The organism is Arthrobacter sp. OAP107, from assembly GCF_040546765.1.
In the GTDB taxonomy this organism is placed as follows: Bacteria; Actinomycetota; Actinomycetes; order Actinomycetales; family Micrococcaceae; genus Arthrobacter.
In genome coordinates this window covers 3,659,176-3,676,509 of sequence record NZ_JBEPOK010000001.1, presented here as the reverse complement: position 1 = coordinate 3,676,509, position 17,334 = coordinate 3,659,176, and the positions used below count along the sequence as shown (strand labels likewise).

Below are 17,334 nucleotides of genomic sequence, written 5' to 3'. Positions count from 1 at the left end.
TGCATTTGTGACCGGGGACAGGCCTTTAGCCGGCGAGGGGACGGGGCCATGCCTGCGCTGCGGGCAGCCGGTCCGCACCGGGGCAAGCTTCTGCCGTGCGTGCGGCACCCCGCTGCCCAACAGGGGAGCCCTGCCCGGCCGCGCCGTCATGGCCGGCCGCGGCGGGAGGCAAGCCGTTCCGATTCCCGGTAGCATCCCGGTAGGGCTGGGGGAAGGAACGGACATGTCAGGCACTCTCGCGCTGGTTCCGGCGGCGCCGGGCAAGCGCCTCGGCGCAGCCGTCCTCGACTGGCTTTTGCCGGTGGCCATCCTGACGGTTCTGCTGTCCTTCGGGTTCGCCGGCATCACCAGCAAGCGGAGCGCCGGCCTCATCATCTACGACACAAGCCTGCTGACCATTCTCGGCAGCATCGGGGCCGGACTGACCCTTGTGTACGCGTTCGCCGTCGCAAGTGTCGAGGGCCGCTCAGGCAACACCATCGGCAACCAGCTGATGGGCATCCGCAGCGCCGACAAGGACGGCTACGGGCCGGGCCTCGGAGCTGTGTTCCTGCGGGGCATCGTGACCGGCGCCGGCATCCTGCTGGCCGTCCTCGCCGCAGTACTGGTCGCGGTCTTCAAATGGTTCGACTCCGCCCCGCTGATCCTGGGACCCCTGCTGCTGCTCGGCGCGGCCTGGGCCGTCGTCGTGGCGGTCTCCAGCGCCTGGGACCCTAACGGCAGGCTCCGCGGATGGCACGACCGGGCCGCCAAAACCCTGGTCTTCGACGTCGCCAACGGCCGCAACCCGGTAGCTACCGGCGGCATCGAAGGCCCTTACAGCTTCGCGCCCCTGGACTTGCCCCCGGTGCAGCAGGTGGCCTCCCCGGTTGCTTCCCGGGCCCCCGTTGCCCCGACCACCGTCGCTTCCCAAGCCCCGGTCGACCCGGCACCGCCTGCCCGCAACACCTCACCTACCTCCGCCGTTCACCCGGATCTCCCTGTTCACCCGGACGACGCCATGGACCGCACCCAGGTGCGCGCCGGGGTCCGCCAGGACGCGCCCGAGGCGGTGCTGAGGATAACGTTCGACGACGGCCGCGACTTCCGCCTGGAACGCACCGTCCTCATCGGGCGCAACCCCGCCCCTGCCGCCGGGGAATCGCAGGCGCAGCTGCTGCCCGTCCCGGACCCGGGCAGGACCATTTCCAAGACGCACCTTCACCTGCTCACGGACGGCACCGGTGTCTGGGTCACCGACCGCCACTCGACCAACGGCAGCGCCGTCACCACACCCGACGGCATGCGCACGGCGCTGCAGCCGGGCGTGCCCGCATTTGTCAGCCCCGGAACCACAGTTCATTTCGGGGACCGCACCTTCAACGTAGGACACGCATGAATTCACAGCAGGCGGCCGGAACTCCTGAGGCCGGCGGCGAGCCCGGCCTCAGGCTGAGCTACGGCTACGGAACGGACAGGGGCCTTCGCCGCGAGCTCAATGAGGACTCGTACATTGCCTCGGATCCCGTGTTCGCCGTGGCAGACGGCATGGGCGGCCACGAGGCCGGCGAGGTAGCCAGCGGCTTGTGCGTCCGGGCGTTGGCCCAGCTGCCGCAACTGGCCAGGGGGGAGCGGACAGCCACCGCGGGAGTGGTGCAGCAGTACCTGGACAGCGCCGACGAATCGATCCGCTCCGCCACCGGCTCGCGGGCCGGCACCACCCTCAGCGGCGTGGTGGTGGTGGAACAGATGGGTGTTCCCTACTGGCTGGTCATGAACATCGGGGATTCCCGGACGTACCGGTTGAGCCAGGGCCGCCTCGCCCAGGTCAGCGTGGACCATTCCGAGGTTCAGGAGCTCGTCGAGAGTGGCGAGATCACCGCCGAGGAGGCCGCGGTCCATCCCCGCCGGCATGTCGTAACACGGGCGCTGGGCGCAGGCGACGAGACCGAGGCCGACTACTGGCTCCTGCCGATTGAGGAAGGCGACCGGGTGATGGTCTGTTCGGACGGCCTCAACGGGGAACTGACCGACGCGCAGATGATGGAAATCCTCAGCACGGTGGAGGACCCGCAGGAGGCAGTGGATGCCCTGATCCAGGCGGCGCTGCGCCGCGGCGGCCGGGACAACATCACGGTGATCGTCATCGATGCCAGGAACGTGCTCAACGATGCCGGTGTGGCCACGACGGCGCCCCGGACTGCCGCCGACGCGGAAGACGAGGACACGCTGCCGCGCGCCGGAAGCGAGGACGCTGTCAATGGCCGCAGCTAGCTATGTCCCCGGCGGATGGCTGGGCCTCATCCGGCAGGGAACTGCGGTGATCCTGGACCCAGAAACTCCGGCCCCGCTGGTCAGCACTGTGTGGGATTTGCTGGCGAAAGGCCCGGACACTGCCGAGGTGCTGCACGCCGTGACGGGTGGGTTCGGTACGCCGCTGTCCGCCAGCCCGTGTTTCGGGATCATCGGGTTCAGCGACTCGCTGCGGGTCTTCCTGCGCGGCGACATCGACCTGACAGTCCAGCTCCCGTCGGGTCCTGTAAAGCTCGACGGCCGGAACGTCACCACCTGGACCGAGCGGTGGCTGGACGCACCCGAGTCGTTCCGCGTGGACGTTCCGGCAGCCGCGGGAGCACATCCTGAATTGCCCTCGGCCGCGTTGCACACCGCCGAGTTGCCGGTGACTGAAGGTGCAGTACTTCTGCAGTCCCTGCGCGTGGGCGTCGTCGAATCCGGCGGTGGCCCGTCGGAGCAGCGGGAAATTGCGGCACTGTCTACTGCGGCCGCAACGCCTTTTGAAGCGTCGGCGGAGACGATCGTGGCGCCCCGTGAAGACATGTCCGTGGCAGTTGAGCCGGAGCAGGAAGCGTCGGCCGAGACAGTTGCCGGACTGCAGGAAACCGTCACCGGATACACGGAGTCAGGCCCTGCCGCCGCCGGGACACCGCCCGAGGACAGCCCGGCCGCCGAACTCACCGGCTCGTACGACCACCTCTGGGACAAAACCGTGGTGCGCAGCATCGAGGATGCCGCCGTGCGGACGGATGAGGAGGACGACGGCGGTGCTCCGGTGGGCGCGGAGACGGCAGTTCCGGAAACGGGGACCAGGGAAGCAGCTGCCCAGGGGCCCAGATCAGCCCCTGCCCCGTCAACTCCTGCAGTGTCCGGTCCTGCCCCGTCAACTCCTGCAGTGTCCGGCCTGATCGACTCAGTGCCGTGGGCGAGGGGCGGTGACCGTCCCCCGGCACCCGAGGGGCCGCCCACGTCCCCGGCGACTGATGCGCCGCCATCGTTCGCAACGCCCGACGTCCCGCCGTCGTTCGCGGCAGCCCGGGTCCCGTCGTCGTTCAGCGCCGTACCCGGGCCGGGCGAGGCTGCTGAAGGGGACCACGACGGTCAGACCATCCTCAAGAGCGATCTCCCGGTTGCCGGGGCCCAGCAGGCCGGGCAGGGGCAGCATCCGGGGCAGGGACAGGAACCCGGCCAGGCTGCCGCGGCCGGCACCGGCCCCCTGGTGCTGGCGCGCGTGTGCCCCGGCGGCCACGCCAACCCTCCCACCAGCGGGCAGTGCTTCACCTGCGGGGCGCAACTGCCGGACGTCGCCATCCAGGTGCCGCGCCCCCGGCTGGGCCGGCTGCGGCTGTCCACGGGGGAGCTGATCGACCTCGAACAGTCCCTGGTGATCGGGCGTCAGCCGTCCGTGTCCCGGGTCCAGGGCGGGATCATGCCGCGGCTGGTCCAGGTGGCAAGCCCCGGGGGCGACATTTCGCGGTCGCACGTGGAGGTCCGGCTCGAGGGCTGGCATGTGATGCTGTGCGACCTGAAAGCCACCAACGGCACGGTACTGGTCCGCGAGGGGCAGCCGCCGCGGCGCCTTGCCCAGAATGAGATGGCCATTGTTCTGGACGGTGACATCGCAGAACTCGGCGATGACGTGTCCTTGCGCTTTGAGGAGATCCTGTGAGTTCCAAGCGGCCGGCGGCACCGCCGCCCCGCATCCCCGGTTTCAACTATGTGAGCCTGCTCGGATCGGGCGGCTTCTCTGACGTCTACCTCTACGAGCAGGACCGGCCGCGCCGCAAGGTGGCCGTGAAGGTGCTGCTGTCCGGACTCAAGACGGAGGGCGCGCGCCGCCGCTTCGAGTCCGAGGCCAACCTGATGGCCCAGCTGTCCTCACACCCCTTCATCGTCACCATCTTTGAAGCCGAGGTGACCGAGGACGGCCATTCCTACCTCGCCATGGAGTACTGCTCGCGGCCCAGCCTGGATGTCCGGTACCGCCGGCAGCGTTTCAGCGTGGACGAGGTCCTGGCCGTCGGCATCCAGGTGGCCTCCGCCGTCGAAACGGCGCACCGGGCAGGCATCGCCCACCGGGACATCAAGCCCGCCAACATCCTGGTCACCGACTACAACCGCCCCGCGCTTACCGACTTCGGCATCTCGGGCACGCTGGCCGGCGACGTCGACGAGGACGCCGGGATGTCCATCCCCTGGTCGCCGCCGGAGCAGTTCAGGGACGGAAATGTCGACGGCGTGCTGGTGGACGTGTGGGCCCTCGGCGCCACGCTCTACACACTGCTCGCCGGACGGTCGCCGTTCGTGCTGCCGGGCGCCGACAACTCCCAGCGCGAGCTCATCTCGCGGATCACCAACATGCCAGTGCCCCGGCTGGGCCGTGCCGACGTGCCGGAATCCCTTGAACTGGCCCTGGCGACGGCGATGGCCAAGCAACCCGCCTCACGCTACTCGTCGGCCCACGCCTTTGCCCTGGCACTGCAGCGGATCCAGGCCGAGCTCAACCTGTCCGTCACGCCGTTCGAGGTGCTCGAGGAACGCCAGCCGGACGACGTGCACCTGGACGAGGGCGTGGAGGAGACGCGCGTCCGCAACGTCGCCTCCATCGACCCGGACCGGACCGGAAGCGCCCCCACCTTTCCGGCCCGCACCAAGCCGTTGGACGGGGCTGGTGCTCCTCAGCCGGCGAGGCCCGTGCCCCCTGTGCCAATGCCCGCTGTACCCGCGCCTCAGCCGGCCAACGGGCTGGTACCGGGCATCCCGCCGACGGCCGCCCCGGCAGCACGTGAGCCTGCACCGTTCGGTCCGCCCGCGGAGGACGACTGGGCCGACGCCACGGTCCTGCGCGGCAACCAGCCGAAGGCTGCGGAGGATGATGCACCCGGCCAGCAGCCGGACCACGCGGCGGATCACGGGAAGCGCAACCTGTGGCTCGCCATCTCCGGCGGAACGCTCTTGGTGCTGGCGGTCATCGTGGGCATTGTGGTGGCATCGGCCGCGCCGCAACCGGAGGCCCGCCCCACTGAAACGGTCAGCAAGCCGCCCGCCGACGCCGTCGATGACGGGTCCGTGCCCGACGTCGACAAGCTGGCCGGCAGCGCGGGCGCGGCAGGGAAGGTCCGCTTCAGCTGGACCAATCCGCAGCCGAAGCCCGGAGACACCTACAAGTGGCGGATCAAGACGGTCAAGGGCGGCGGAAGCTACCTGTCGACGTCGGCCACCCGGGTGGACGTCACGGCGAATCCGGCGGAGCCCACGTGTGTCCAGGTGATCATCGTCCGCAGGGACGGATCCGCGTCACCGGCCGGCGAGGACTCCATCGCGTGTCTCTAGGACGCCTTTAACACCCTGCGGTGCCAGAAGCATTAACAGCCGCCCAGCATCATCAGACCCGACGACAAGACAGGAAAACATGGGAGACCTGGCCATAGATTTCTGCGGCGAGTGGTACGAGCCCACCGATGAGGACATCTTCAGCATCGGCCGCGAGGGCGACCTCGAAGTGGATGACAACCCGTACCTGCACCGGCGCTTCCTGCAGATTGCCCGGTACGACGGCATCTGGTGGCTCAGCAACGTAGGCAGCCGGCTTTCCGCCACGGTGGCCGACGGATCCGGCGGCATGCAGGCCTGGCTCTCGCCCGGCGCCCGGCTGCCGCTCGTCTTCAGCCACACCAGCGTCATCTTCACGGCCGGACCCACCACCTACGAATTCGCCGTCCACCTGAAAACGCCGTCGTTCCGGCAGGAGACCAGCAGCGAAATCAGCGGCGGCGACACCACCATCGGCCCGGTGGTTTTCACGGACTCCCAAAAGGCCCTCATCGTGGCGCTCGCCGAACCCATGCTCCGGCGGGAGGGCACCGGATTCAGCGCCATACCGTCGTCCGCGGAGGCGGCCCGGGCCCTGGGCTGGGCCCTCACCCGGTTCAACCGGAAGCTGGACAACGTGTGCGACAAGCTGGACCGTGCCGGAGTGGCGGGACTGCGGGGCGGCGGCGGCAAACTGGCCACCAACCGCCGGGCCCGCCTCGTGGAGCACGCGGTCACCTCGCACCTGGTTACGGCCGAGGATCTGAACCTGCTGGAAAAGATGCGCGGGGACGTTGAAGCATGAGGATCCGACTGACCCTGCGCCGGGACCCCGCCGAGGCCAAGGACCTGGCCGTTACGGTGGACGGCCGTGCCACCGTCGCGGACATCGCCACCGAGCTCTGGACCGCTGACCCCGCGCGGCGCCACGAGCCCGCTCCGCCGAACCTTTCCCTCCGGATCGACGAGGCATTCGTGGCCGGCGGCATGCGCGGCATCGTCCTGGACCGGGCCGACAACCTCCTCGAGTCCGGGCTGCGGCCCGGGTCCGTCGTTTCGCTCACCCGGGTCAGCAGCCAGTTCGGTAACCCGAACGACGCCGGCCCCGCCGCGGACCGCGGCCCGGCCGCGGCGACGCTGCGCATAGTCTCCGGGCCCGACGTCGGCCGGGAGTTTTCGCTGCCATCCGGCACCAGCTACATCGGGCGGGACCGGAACGTGGACGTCCGGCTCACCGACCCCCTGACGTCGAAGCGGCATGCACGCATCACGGTGGGGGAGAGCATCGAGATCGTCGACACGAACTCCGCCAACGGCCTCCAGATGGACGGGCTGCCCGTCACCCGAGCCACGCTGAATTCCTCCGACACCGTCACGCTCGGTGACACCGGGCTGACCGTGGTGCCGTTGGCGCGCAGCGGTGCGGCAGCCCCGACGTCGCCCCTGGTTGACTTCAACCGTTCCCCGCGGGTGGTGCCCCGGTTCGCCCCCGGCAAGCGGGTGCCCCCGGCCGGACCCAAGCGGCAGGACCACCACCCTTTCCCCTACATCATGCTGATCGCTCCGCTGATGATGGGCGCGGTGCTGTTCGCGGTGACCCAGAGCCTGCTGTCCATGTTGTTCATGCTGATGATGCCGCTGTTCATCGTGGGCCACTACGTGGACCAGAAACTGCAAAACAAGCGCGAACGCAAGGAGCAGCTAAAGCAGTTCCGGGAGGCCATGGCAGCCTTCCGGCAGGACACCACCGAGCTGCAGCGCGTGGAACGGGCCGTCCGGCTCCAGGAAGCGCCGTCCGTCAGTGACACCGTTGACTCCATCTACAAGCTCGGCCCGCTGCTCTGGACCCACCGGCCCGAGCACTCCGGGTTCCTGGCCCTCCGGTTCGGGCTCGGCACGGTGCCGTCCCGGATTCCGTTCGAGGAGCCGAACACCGCCGAAACCGAGACGGAGTACCGGCGCGAGATCGAGGACTGCCTGGACCAGTTCCGGCAGATCGAGGGTGTGCCGGTCGTTTCCCAGCTGCGCTCTGCCGGCTCGTTCGGCCTCGCCGGGCCGCGCGGACTCGTCGATGACGTGGCACGCGGAGTGGTGCTCCAGCTCGTGGGCCTGCATTCCCCCGCGGAAGTGGCCGTGGCCGCCATCACCTCGGCCCGGTCCCGGGAACGCTGGAACTGGCTTCAGTGGCTGCCGCATGTCGGTTCGAGCCACAGCCCGCTCGGCGGCGACCACCTTGCTGCCGGCTCGGCAGGCGGCACCAGCCTGCTGGCCCGGATCGAGGATCTCGTGGAACTGCGGGAAACTGCTGTTCGCTCGCAGGGCCCCGCGCAGGGCCCCGCGCACCGGCCGGGCATCCTCGAAGAAACCGCTGACGTTCCGCCGCCGGTGCTGCCCTCGGTGCTGGTGATCGTCGAGGACGACGCGCCGGTGGACCGCGGCCGGCTGACCCGGCTCGTGGAGCGCGGACCGGATACCGGCGTCCACGTGCTGTGGGTGGCTGCCGGTGTCGAATCCCTTCCGGCCGCCTGCCGTGACTTCATGGCGGTGGACGGCGAGCACGGCACCACCACCGGCCAGGTCCGGCTGGGACGCCATACTTACCCGGTGAGCTGCGAGAGCCTCGACGCCGAACTTGCAGGCCAGCTGGCCCGCATGCTCTCGCCGGTTGTCGACGCCGGAAAGCCGGTGGAGGACGACTCGAACCTGCCGCGGGCCGTGTCCTATGCGGCGCTGGTGGGCAAGGACTTCCTCGACAACCCGCAGGCCGTGGCCGAACGCTGGCAGGAGAACAACTCCGTCCGCTCCACCGCCGTCGCCAACCGCAAGGACAATGGCTCGCTCCGGGCCCTCGTGGGATCCAAGGGGGTGGAGCCGCTGCACCTGGACCTCAAGAACGAGGGACCGCACGCGCTGGTGGGCGGCACCACCGGCGCGGGCAAGTCCGAGTTCCTGCAGTCCTGGGTCATGGGCATGGCCACCGCCTACAGCCCGGACCGCGTCAGCTTCCTGTTCGTGGACTACAAGGGCGGCGCCGCATTTGCCGACTGCGTCCGCCTGCCGCACACCGTGGGCCTGGTCACCGACCTCTCGCCGCACCTGGTGCGCCGCGCCCTCACGTCCCTGCGGGCCGAGCTCCATTACCGGGAACACCTGCTCAACAGGAAGAAGGCCAAGGACCTGCTCGCACTTCAGCGGGAGGCCGACCCGGAGGCCCCGCCCTACTTGGTGATCGTGGTGGACGAATTCGCCGCCCTGGCCACCGAAGTGCCGGAGTTCGTGGACGGCGTGGTGGACGTCGCCGCCCGCGGCCGGTCCCTGGGCCTGCACCTCATCCTCGCCACCCAGCGGCCGGCCGGCGTTATCAAGGAAAGCCTGCGCGCCAACACCAACCTCCGGGTGGCGCTGCGCATGGCTGACGAGGACGACGCCACGGATATCCTTGGCGTTCCGGACGCCGCGTACTTCGACCCCTCCATCCCGGGCCGCGGGGCGGCGAAAACCGGTCCGGGCCGCATCCAGGGTTTCCAGACCGGCTACGCCGGCGGCTGGACCACGGAACGCCCCCAGCGTCCGCAGATCGACATCGTGGAGATGGCCTTCGGATCCGGTCCCGCCTGGGAAACACCGGCGCCGGAGACCGCCGTGCAGGACGAACCCGCAGGACCCAACGACATCGCCAGGATGACCGCCAACGTCATCGCCGCCGCGGACCTGCTGGCCATCGAGCCGCCGCGGAAGCCGTGGCTGAACGAACTTGCCACGACCTACGATTTCTCGCTGCTGCCCAACCCGCGCACCGATGCGCGGCTCCTGCTCGGCGTTGCGGACGATCCCGCCCGGCAGGACCAGCCCACCGTCTTCTACGAACCGGACAAAGACGGCAACATGGCCATCTACGGCACGGGCGGCTCGGGCAAGTCCGCGGCCCTGCGGGGGATTGCCATCGCGGCCGCCGTCACGCCCCGCGGCGGCCCCGTCCACGTCTACGGGATCGACTGCGGCTCCGCCGGGCTCAAAATGCTCGAGGAGCTCCCGCACGTGGGCGGGATCATCGACGGCGACGACGTGGAGCGCGTGGGCAGGCTCCTGCGCTGGCTCAGCGATCTCGCCGAGGACCGGGCACGGCGCTTCGCCGAGGTCAGGGCCTCCACCATCGGCGAGTACCGCGAGCTCGCCGGGCTGCCGGATGAAAAACGCATCTTTGTGCTGGTCGACGGCATGTCGGCCTTCCGCGAGGGTTACGAGTACAGCAAGCTTTCCGGCCTCTGGGACCTTTTCCTGCAGCTGGCCACGGACGGCCGTCCCCTGGGCATCCACCTCGTTGTCACCGGTGACCGGCCCAACTCCGTCCCGGCGTCGTTGCTTGCCTCCATCCAGCGGCGGCTGGTGCTGCGGCTGTCCGCGGAGGACGACTACCTCACCATGGACGTGCCGAAGGACGTCCTGGGCCAGGCCTCGCCGCCCGGCCGTGGACTGCTGGGCGGCCACGAGGTGCAGCTGGCCGTCCTGGGCGGGAACTCCAACCTGGCCCTGCAGGCGCGCGAAGTGCACAAACTCAGCGAGGCCATGCTTCGTCAGGGCGTGGAACGGGCTCCCCGGATCGAGCGGCTGCCCGAGCAGATCGACCTGGACATCCTGCCCGCCGGGCTCCCGGACCTTCCCGTCATCGGTGTGGACGACGAAACACTGCAGCCTGCAACGCTCATGGCCAGGGGCCCGCTGCTGCTCGCCGGTCCGCCCGGCGCCGGCCGCACCGTGGCCCTGGTGACCATGGCCTACGCGCTGCGCCGGTCCAACCCCGGCGCCGAACTGGTGTACCTTGCCGCCAGGAAGTCCGCCGTGGCCTCCCTGCCAGTCTGGGACCGTTCGCTGGTGGGCGCAGACGACGTCGAAGAGGCCGTGGAGGCGCTCACGGACCACGCCTCGGCCAACCCGGGCAAGGTGGCCCTTTTCATCGAGGGACTCACGGAGTTCACGGACACCCTGGCCGAATCCGGCATCGAAAGGCTGGTGGCGGCGGCCATCAAGGCGGACCAGTGGGTGGTGGGGGAATCCGAAACATCCACCTGGTCATCGGCATGGTCGCTGGCGCAGCCGTTCAAGTCGGGCAGGCGGGGACTGCTGATTAATCCGGGTGATATCGACGGCGACAGCCTCCTCAATACCTCGCTCGGACGGGTCGGCACGGACTTCATTCCGGGACGCGGTTTCATCGTGGGCAGGGGCAAGGTGCGCAAGCTCCAGATCGCGATGCCGCCGGAAAACCGGCAGTAGCCGATTTGGCGCGCCGCGCCGGACTGTAGGAAGATACCCGGGACAAAACTGGGCGCGGGGTATCCTGCGCGGCTGCAAAGGTACTTCCATGATCCGAATCACCCGTCTGCGGGGCGCGCTGCTGCCCGGTATCGCCGCGGCCATGCTGGCTTTCAGCGTTGCGGCCGGCGCCGCCGGAGCGGCGCAGGCGGCCTGCCTGCCCGAGCAACCGTGCACTGAATCACCGGTACCGGTTGCCCCGCCGTCGTCCGGTTCCCCGGCTCCGACGACGACGACGGCGGCCCCGGCCCCCGCCCCGGCGCCGGCTCCGCCGCCGGCACGGAAGGCACCTGCGCCGGCCCCCGCTCCTGTACAGCCCGTGGCGCCTGCGGCGCCGCGCGTTGCCCCTGCACCCGCGCCGGCCGTCCCCGCTCCCGCGATGACGCCTTTAGCCCCGCAGGCCCCCGATGCCGGGACCGCCGTGGTGGTGGCGACACCCGCCGCGGTTCCGGTCCCCTCTGCCTCCGCCACCCCCGGCCCGTCGTACTCCACCCCCGCGGCCGAATCCACCTGGACCAAGCCGATCCCCACCCCGGTCCAGGCCAGCCAGGCTGCCGCCGTCATAGTCGCCGACAAGGGCTCCGGCATCGGCATCTTCGGCCTGTTCGCCATCATGGGCGGCGTCCTCCTGGTGGGTCTGGGCGGACTGGCCTTCGCCCTGTGGAGCCGGAACCGCCCCGGCCACTGGTAGGACTCTTGCCGGCAGGGGAGGCCTGCCGCCTCGGCAAAATGTCCGTGCCGTAAGGCAAGATAGGTCTGTGAGCACACCATCAGGCCCCACAGATAACGCAGTTACGGTAACCAGCGCAGCCACCGGAACTGACCAGCTTGAGCCGGAAGCCATTCCCTCTGAGTCGGTTCGGGATGAGTACGAGAACCTGGCGGACCTCGTCCGGAAGTATCGCTTCGCGTACTACCAGGAGGACGAACCCCTCGTCTCCGACGCCGAGTTTGACACTCTCTTTCGCCGGCTGGAGGAACTCGAGGCGCTGCACCCGGAGCTCGTCTCGAATGATTCGCCCACGCAGGAGGTTGGCGGCGAAGTGTCCGCGGCGTTTGCCGCCGTCGAACACCTCCAGCGGATGTACAGCCTGGAGGACGTGTTCTCCATCGACGAACTGCAGGCCTGGATCGCCAAGGCCGAGGCAGGGGTCGCCAAGTCCGGCAATCCGGATGCCGCCTGGCTCACCGAACTGAAAATCGACGGCCTCGCCGTGAACCTGCTCTACCGGGACGGCAGGCTGGTCCGGGCCGCAACCCGCGGTGACGGCACCACCGGCGAGGACATCACGCACAATGTGCTCACCATCAAGGAAATCCCGCAGCAGCTCAGCGGCAGCGGTTTTCCCGCCGAGATGGAAATCCGCGGTGAGGTGTTCATCCCGTCCAAGGCGTTCGCCGAATTCAACGAGGCGCTGATTGAGGCGGGCAAGGCGCCGCTGGCCAACCCGCGCAATGCCGCGGCCGGCTCGCTCCGGCAGAAGGACCCGGCAGAAACCGCCAAGCGCCCGCTGCAGATGTTCGTCCACGGAATCGGCGCCCGAGAGGGCCTGCAGGCAGCCAGCCAGTCGGAGACCTACCGGCTCCTGGCGGAGTGGGGACTGCCGGTCAGCCCGTACTTCGAGGTTCTCGGCAGCCCCGCCGAGGTGCTGGCATTCATCGAGAAATACGGGGACAAGCGGCACAGCCTGCTTCACGAGATTGACGGCATCGTGGTGAAGATCGACGACTTCGCCACCCAGCGCGCCCTGGGCTACACCACCCGCGTTCCGCGCTGGGCCGTCGCGTACAAGTACCCGCCCGAGGAAGTGCACACGAAGCTGCTGGACATCGCGGTCAACGTCGGCCGCACCGGCCGGGTCACGCCGTTCGGGATCATGGAGCCGGTTAAGGTCGCGGGCTCCACCGTGGGCATGGCCACCCTGCACAACCAGGACGTGGTCAAGGCCAAGGGCGTCAAGATCGGCGACATCGTGGTGCTCCGGAAAGCCGGGGACGTCATTCCGGAGATCGTCGGCCCGGTGCTGGCGCTCCGGGACCAGCAGGACCCGCCCGTGCGGGATTTTGTGATGCCCACGGAATGCCCGTCCTGCGGCACGCCGCTTGCACCCGGGAAGGAAGGGGACGTGGACATCCGCTGCCCCAACGCCAAGTCCTGCCCCTCGCAGCTGCGTGAGCGCGTGTTCCATGTGGCCAGCCGCGGAGCGCTCGACATTGAGGCCCTCGGCTGGGAGGCCGCGATCGCGCTGACCCAGCCGACGGAACCCGAGGTTCCACCGCTGGTCAGCGAGGCGGCCCTGTTCGACCTGAAGCCGGAAGACCTGGAACCGGTGAAGATCCGGCGTGAGAAGCGGTCCAAGGGCGTTCCCACCGGCGAGTTCGAGCTGGTGCCCTACTTCTACAGCAAGGGCACGGCCAAGACGCCCTCGAAGCCGACAGCCACCACCGAAAAGCTCTTCACCGAACTCGAAAAAGCCAAGACCCAGCCGCTGTGGCGCGTCCTGGTGGCGCTGTCCATCCGGCATGTCGGTCCCAGGGCGTCGCGCGCCCTGGCCAACCACTTCGGCACCATGGACGCCATCCGGCAGGCTTCCGAGGAGGAGCTTGCGGGCGTGGACGGGGTCGGCCCCACCATTGCCGCGGCCCTCAAGGAATGGTTTGCCGAGGACTGGCACGTCGAGATCATCGACCGTTGGGCGGCCGCAGGGGTCCGGATGAAGGACGAGCGGGACGAGTCCACACCGCGCACCCTCGAGGGCCTGACCGTGGTGGTCACCGGAACCCTGGAAGGCTTCAGCCGCGACGAGGCCAAGGAAGCCATCCTGGTCCGCGGCGGCAAGGCGGCAGGATCGGTGTCGAAGAAGACCAGCTACCTGGTGGCCGGTGACAACGCCGGCACCAAGCGGGACAAGGCCGAGCAGCTGGGTGTGCCCATCCTGGACGAAGACGGTTTCCGGGAACTGCTGGTCAACGGGCCTGCCGTGACCGACGACCTGGGCGTGGCTGATGAGGCTGGCGCTGACGGGGTTGCGGCTGCCGCCGGGGAACCTGAAGAGAAAACTGACGATCCCGAGGCAACCGCCGTTTCGGGCAACGGGGAGGACTCCGAGTGACACTGGATACTGCAAGCCGCCTGGACGTGACCGGGCTCCTCAACGTGGCCAGGGCCGCCGCGGCGGCCGGGGCCGGAGTGCTCGCCGAACGCAGCAACGGCGCCCTGGACTCGGGGACGGTGGCCAACAAGGGCGAATCCGGCGACTGGGTCACCGCCTTCGACGTTGCCGCCGAGGAAGCCGTCCGCACCGCCATCCGCAGTGCGCGCCCGGATGACGTGATCACCGGCGAGGAACACGGGACAACGAGCCCCGAAAACCCCACAGGGCTGCGGTGGTCCATCGATCCGCTGGACGGCACCACCAACTTCATCCGCAATATCGTCTACTACGCCACCTCCGTGGCTGTTGCCGATTCCGACGGCGTGTGGCTGGCCGGCGTCGTACATGCCCCCGCGCTGGGGCGCGTGTACTACGCTTCCCGGGGCCAGGGCGCCTGGCTGGAGCAGGACGGAAAGCGGGTGCAGCTCACCGGTCCGGTTCCCGGCCGCACCGGCCAGCTCCTGTCCACCGGCTTCAGCTATGACCCGGAGGTGCGCGCGGAGCAGTTCGCGGCCCTTGGAGGCTTTGTGGACGGCTTCGCCGATGTCCGCCGGCTCGGCTCGGCTGCCCTGGACCTGTGCATGGTTGCCGACGGGACGGTCGACGCCTTCGGCGAACGTGGCCTGAACGAGCACGACTTCGCCGCGGGTGCGCTGGTGGCCGAGGAAGCCGGGTGCTGGGTGCGGCGCCCGCGGCTCACCAGCCCGCTCGAGGGAGGGCCCTCGGCCGAGGAACGGCTGTCGGCCTGGACCTGCGCGGGCACGCTCGAGATGTCCGGCAGGTTCCCGCTCTAGGTCACATGCGCCGCTGCCCGGGCCCGATTGCGGCCCGGGCGGTTCACACGGCCCGGCGGTTCACATCAGCGGCGGGGTCAGGTTGTAGCGCGCAATAATGTCCGGCAGCCAGGGCGCCTCTGCGAAGCGCAGGCCGAAGTGGGCTGCGAGTTTCTCGATCGCCTCGGGGTCCGGCAGACCGGCCTCGACGTGGTCCGCGAGGCCCCAGAAGAAGTGCTCAAAACCGGCCGGGCTGATCACCTCGATCATGCGGGCAGGCACCTTGCCCGCATTCCACATGGCGTGAAGTTCGTTCCGTGGCTTGGTGATGTACCCGCCTGCGCCCAGGACCGCCTCGCGGCCCCCGGACCGGAACCCTATTTCGCCCTCAATGACGATCGAGTACTCGTCTTCGCGGGTGTGGATGTGCGGCGGCACCAGCGCGCCCACCGGGAACGGATGCTCCACGATGGACAGCTGCTGGCTGGTGTCCTCGCCGAAGAGCTTGAACACGACGCCGATGCCGCCGAGCTGTGCTTCCCTGCCTTGTCCGGGCTGCACGACGGTAAGCCGCGGAGCCCCTTCCTCATTCACGGGTCTTCCCTTCATTCCAATGCACTGCGAAATGCTGTTTGTACATGTGGTGCAGGCATTATGGTCCCGGCGGGCCTTCGGGTCTACACCGAATTCAAAGCGAGCGCTCCGTATTTGTGTCAGCACGGACCTGATAGTTCAGTCACGGAAACAGCTGTTTCGCGCGGCGCATCCGCGGGCCGGCACTACCATTGACGGGTGCAGCCGCAGATCACCGTCCGTCCCGCCGTCCCCGCCGACTTTGCGGCCATCGCCCGCATCACCCGGGACGCCTATCTGGCGGCCGGCTACTTCGAGACCCCGGACCATCCGTACATGAAGCAGATCCAGGACGTGGCCACCCGGGCGAAACGGGCCACCATCTGGGTGGCGGAGCGCGCGGGCACGATTGTTGGCTCGGTGACGCTGGCGCTGGCCGGTGAGAAGTACGCCGATATCGCGCTCGACGACGAGCTGGAGTTCCGCATGTTGGTAGTGGACCCTGCCGTGCAGCGCAGCGGTGCCGGTCTCGCCATGGTCGAAGCGATCATTGCGCACGCCAGATCGCTGGATGGGATCCGTGCCGTGGCACTGACCACCGGCGGAGACTGGGAGAGCGCCCACGGGCTGTACCGAAAGACAGGCTTCCGGCGCGTGCCCGAGCGCGACTGGTATGTGCCCGGCACCGACATAAAGCTGCTGGTTTTCAGGCTGGAGGTCCGGCCCGCCTAGAGTGGAGCCGACTTAAAACCCCCTAGTGAAAGGCGCAGCAGCATGCGCAAGACGTTCGGCACCGGCTCGATTTGGGAACAGAAGCTCGGCTACTCCCGCGCGGTTCAGGTGGACAACACCCTCTACATCTCGGCCACGTCTGCCAGCGGCGAGAACGGCATCGTCGGCAACGACTTCTACGAGCAGACCCGGTTCATCCTGAAGAAGCTCGAGATTGTCCTGGCCGACGCCGGCTTCGCGCTCGCAGACGTCGTGCAGTCCAAGCTGTACCTGACGGACATCAGCAAATGGGAGGACGCCGGCCGTGCACACGGCGAGGTCTTCGGCGAGATCCGCCCCACGCTGTCGCTGGTCCACGTGCTGCCGTTCCTGGATCCGGAAATGCTCGTGGAGATCGAGCTGGTCGCACAGAAGAGCGCCAACTAGCAGAGCGCGAACGTACAGTTGAGGCCCCCTAATCCGATGGTTAGGGGGCCTCAGCTGTACGTTCGCGGTGGGCGACGGGGCTTAAGTGTGCGTTCGCGCGTCAGACGGGGGCTAAGAAGCAGGGAGGCCGTAGCGGTGTTCGGGCCGGCCGGTGGTGCCGTAACGGAGCTGGATCTCGACGGCGCCGTCGTCCGCCAGCGAGGACAGGTACCGCTGGGCGGTGGCACGGGATACGCCAACCCGGCCCGCAACATCGGCCGCTGAGTACTGTTCACCGGGGATCAGCGACTCCAGCACCGCCGCCTCCGTCGCCGAACGAGGCTTGGCCGATGGCGAGACGTCACCAGGAATCAGCGCCCGCTTCGCCCGCTCCACGGTTTCCTGGTCCAGGGCGCCGGGCTGGCCAAGGATCCGCCGGTACCGTGCGTAGGAGCGTAGCTGCTGGGACAGCGACTCCGCCGTGAATGGCTTGAGCAGGTACCCGAGGGCACCGCGCCGGAACGCTGTCCGCAGCGACGCCGCATCGGATGCCGCACTGAGAATCATGGTGTCGACGTCCAGCTGGTGCAGGAGGTCCAGGCCCGAGGCGTCCGGCAGGTACACGTCCAGCAGCACCAGGTCCGGGCGCAGGCTGTGGATGGACTGCAGTGCCAGGGACGCCGAACCCGCCGGCGGCAATGCCAGGAACCCCGCCACTGAGTCCACATAGGCGGCGTGGAGCTTGGCGACGTGGAAGTCGTCATCCACGATCAGCACCCTGAAATCCTCAGACATCC

13 protein-coding genes are annotated in these 17,334 nt (G+C 68.9%); 11 read left to right on the top strand and 2 right to left on the bottom strand.

Going from position 1 to position 17,334, the window contains the following annotated elements:
* Positions 1-7 precede the first annotated feature (7 nt).
* The 9 genes from ABIE00_RS16910 to ABIE00_RS16870 all read left to right on the top strand — a co-directional run bounded on the left by ABIE00_RS16910 (position 8) and on the right by ABIE00_RS16870 (position 14,848).
* A complete protein-coding gene (locus ABIE00_RS16910) occupies positions 8-1,378 on the top strand; it encodes an RDD family protein (RefSeq protein ID WP_502914291.1) in 1,371 nt (456 codons plus the stop codon).
* On the top strand, positions 1,375-2,253 hold the full coding sequence (locus ABIE00_RS16905; RefSeq protein WP_354261878.1) for a PP2C family protein-serine/threonine phosphatase: 879 nt from the start codon (positions 1,375-1,377) through the stop codon (positions 2,251-2,253). The genes ABIE00_RS16910 and ABIE00_RS16905 overlap by 4 nt, the downstream gene beginning before the upstream one ends.
* The gene (locus tag ABIE00_RS16900) at positions 2,240-3,943 is read left to right on the top strand and encodes a hypothetical protein (protein WP_354261877.1); all 1,704 of its coding nucleotides are present in this window, start codon (positions 2,240-2,242) and stop codon (positions 3,941-3,943) included. Before ABIE00_RS16905 ends, ABIE00_RS16900 begins: the two co-directional genes overlap by 14 nt.
* On the top strand, positions 3,940-5,607 hold the full coding sequence (locus tag ABIE00_RS16895; protein ID WP_354261876.1) for a serine/threonine-protein kinase: 1,668 nt from the start codon (positions 3,940-3,942) through the stop codon (positions 5,605-5,607). Before ABIE00_RS16900 ends, ABIE00_RS16895 begins: the two co-directional genes overlap by 4 nt.
* A 79-nt stretch (positions 5,608-5,686) precedes the next feature.
* Entirely contained in the window at positions 5,687-6,391 is a 705-nt protein-coding gene (locus ABIE00_RS16890) for a hypothetical protein (protein ID WP_354261875.1), read from the top strand.
* Positions 6,388-10,860, top strand: a complete 4,473-nt coding sequence (locus ABIE00_RS16885; RefSeq protein WP_354261874.1) for a type VII secretion EssC family protein — start codon at positions 6,388-6,390, stop codon at positions 10,858-10,860. The genes ABIE00_RS16890 and ABIE00_RS16885 overlap by 4 nt, the downstream gene beginning before the upstream one ends.
* An 88-nt stretch (positions 10,861-10,948) precedes the next feature.
* Positions 10,949-11,590 (top strand): hypothetical protein, encoded by a 642-nt coding sequence (locus ABIE00_RS16880; RefSeq protein ID WP_354261873.1) that lies wholly within the window; start codon positions 10,949-10,951, stop codon positions 11,588-11,590.
* Positions 11,591-11,657: 67 nt separating this feature from the next.
* Entirely contained in the window at positions 11,658-14,012 is a 2,355-nt protein-coding gene (ligA, locus tag ABIE00_RS16875; protein WP_354261871.1) for an NAD-dependent DNA ligase LigA, read from the top strand.
* Positions 14,009-14,848, top strand: a complete 840-nt coding sequence (locus ABIE00_RS16870) for an inositol monophosphatase family protein (RefSeq protein WP_354261870.1) — start codon at positions 14,009-14,011, stop codon at positions 14,846-14,848. The genes ligA and ABIE00_RS16870 overlap by 4 nt, the downstream gene beginning before the upstream one ends.
* A 60-nt stretch (positions 14,849-14,908) precedes the next feature.
* Here the strand turns inward: ABIE00_RS16870 and ABIE00_RS16865 are convergent, their stop codons facing one another.
* On the bottom strand, positions 14,909-15,421 hold the full coding sequence (locus ABIE00_RS16865) for a cupin domain-containing protein (protein WP_354261869.1): 513 nt from the start codon (positions 15,419-15,421) through the stop codon (positions 14,909-14,911).
* A 198-nt stretch (positions 15,422-15,619) separates the two neighbouring features.
* Here ABIE00_RS16865 and ABIE00_RS16860 point away from each other — a divergent pair, with 198 nt between their 5' ends.
* A complete protein-coding gene (locus tag ABIE00_RS16860) occupies positions 15,620-16,132 on the top strand; it encodes a GNAT family N-acetyltransferase (protein ID WP_354261868.1) in 513 nt (170 codons plus the stop codon).
* Positions 16,133-16,174: 42 nt separating this feature from the next.
* Positions 16,175-16,558 (top strand): RidA family protein, encoded by a 384-nt coding sequence (locus tag ABIE00_RS16855; RefSeq protein WP_354261867.1) that lies wholly within the window; start codon positions 16,175-16,177, stop codon positions 16,556-16,558.
* Between the two features lie 111 nt (positions 16,559-16,669).
* Here the strand turns inward: ABIE00_RS16855 and ABIE00_RS16850 are convergent, their stop codons facing one another.
* Positions 16,670-17,332, bottom strand: coding sequence for a response regulator (locus ABIE00_RS16850; RefSeq protein ID WP_354261866.1), 663 nt, complete (start codon positions 17,330-17,332; stop codon positions 16,670-16,672).
* Positions 17,333-17,334 lie beyond the last annotated feature (2 nt).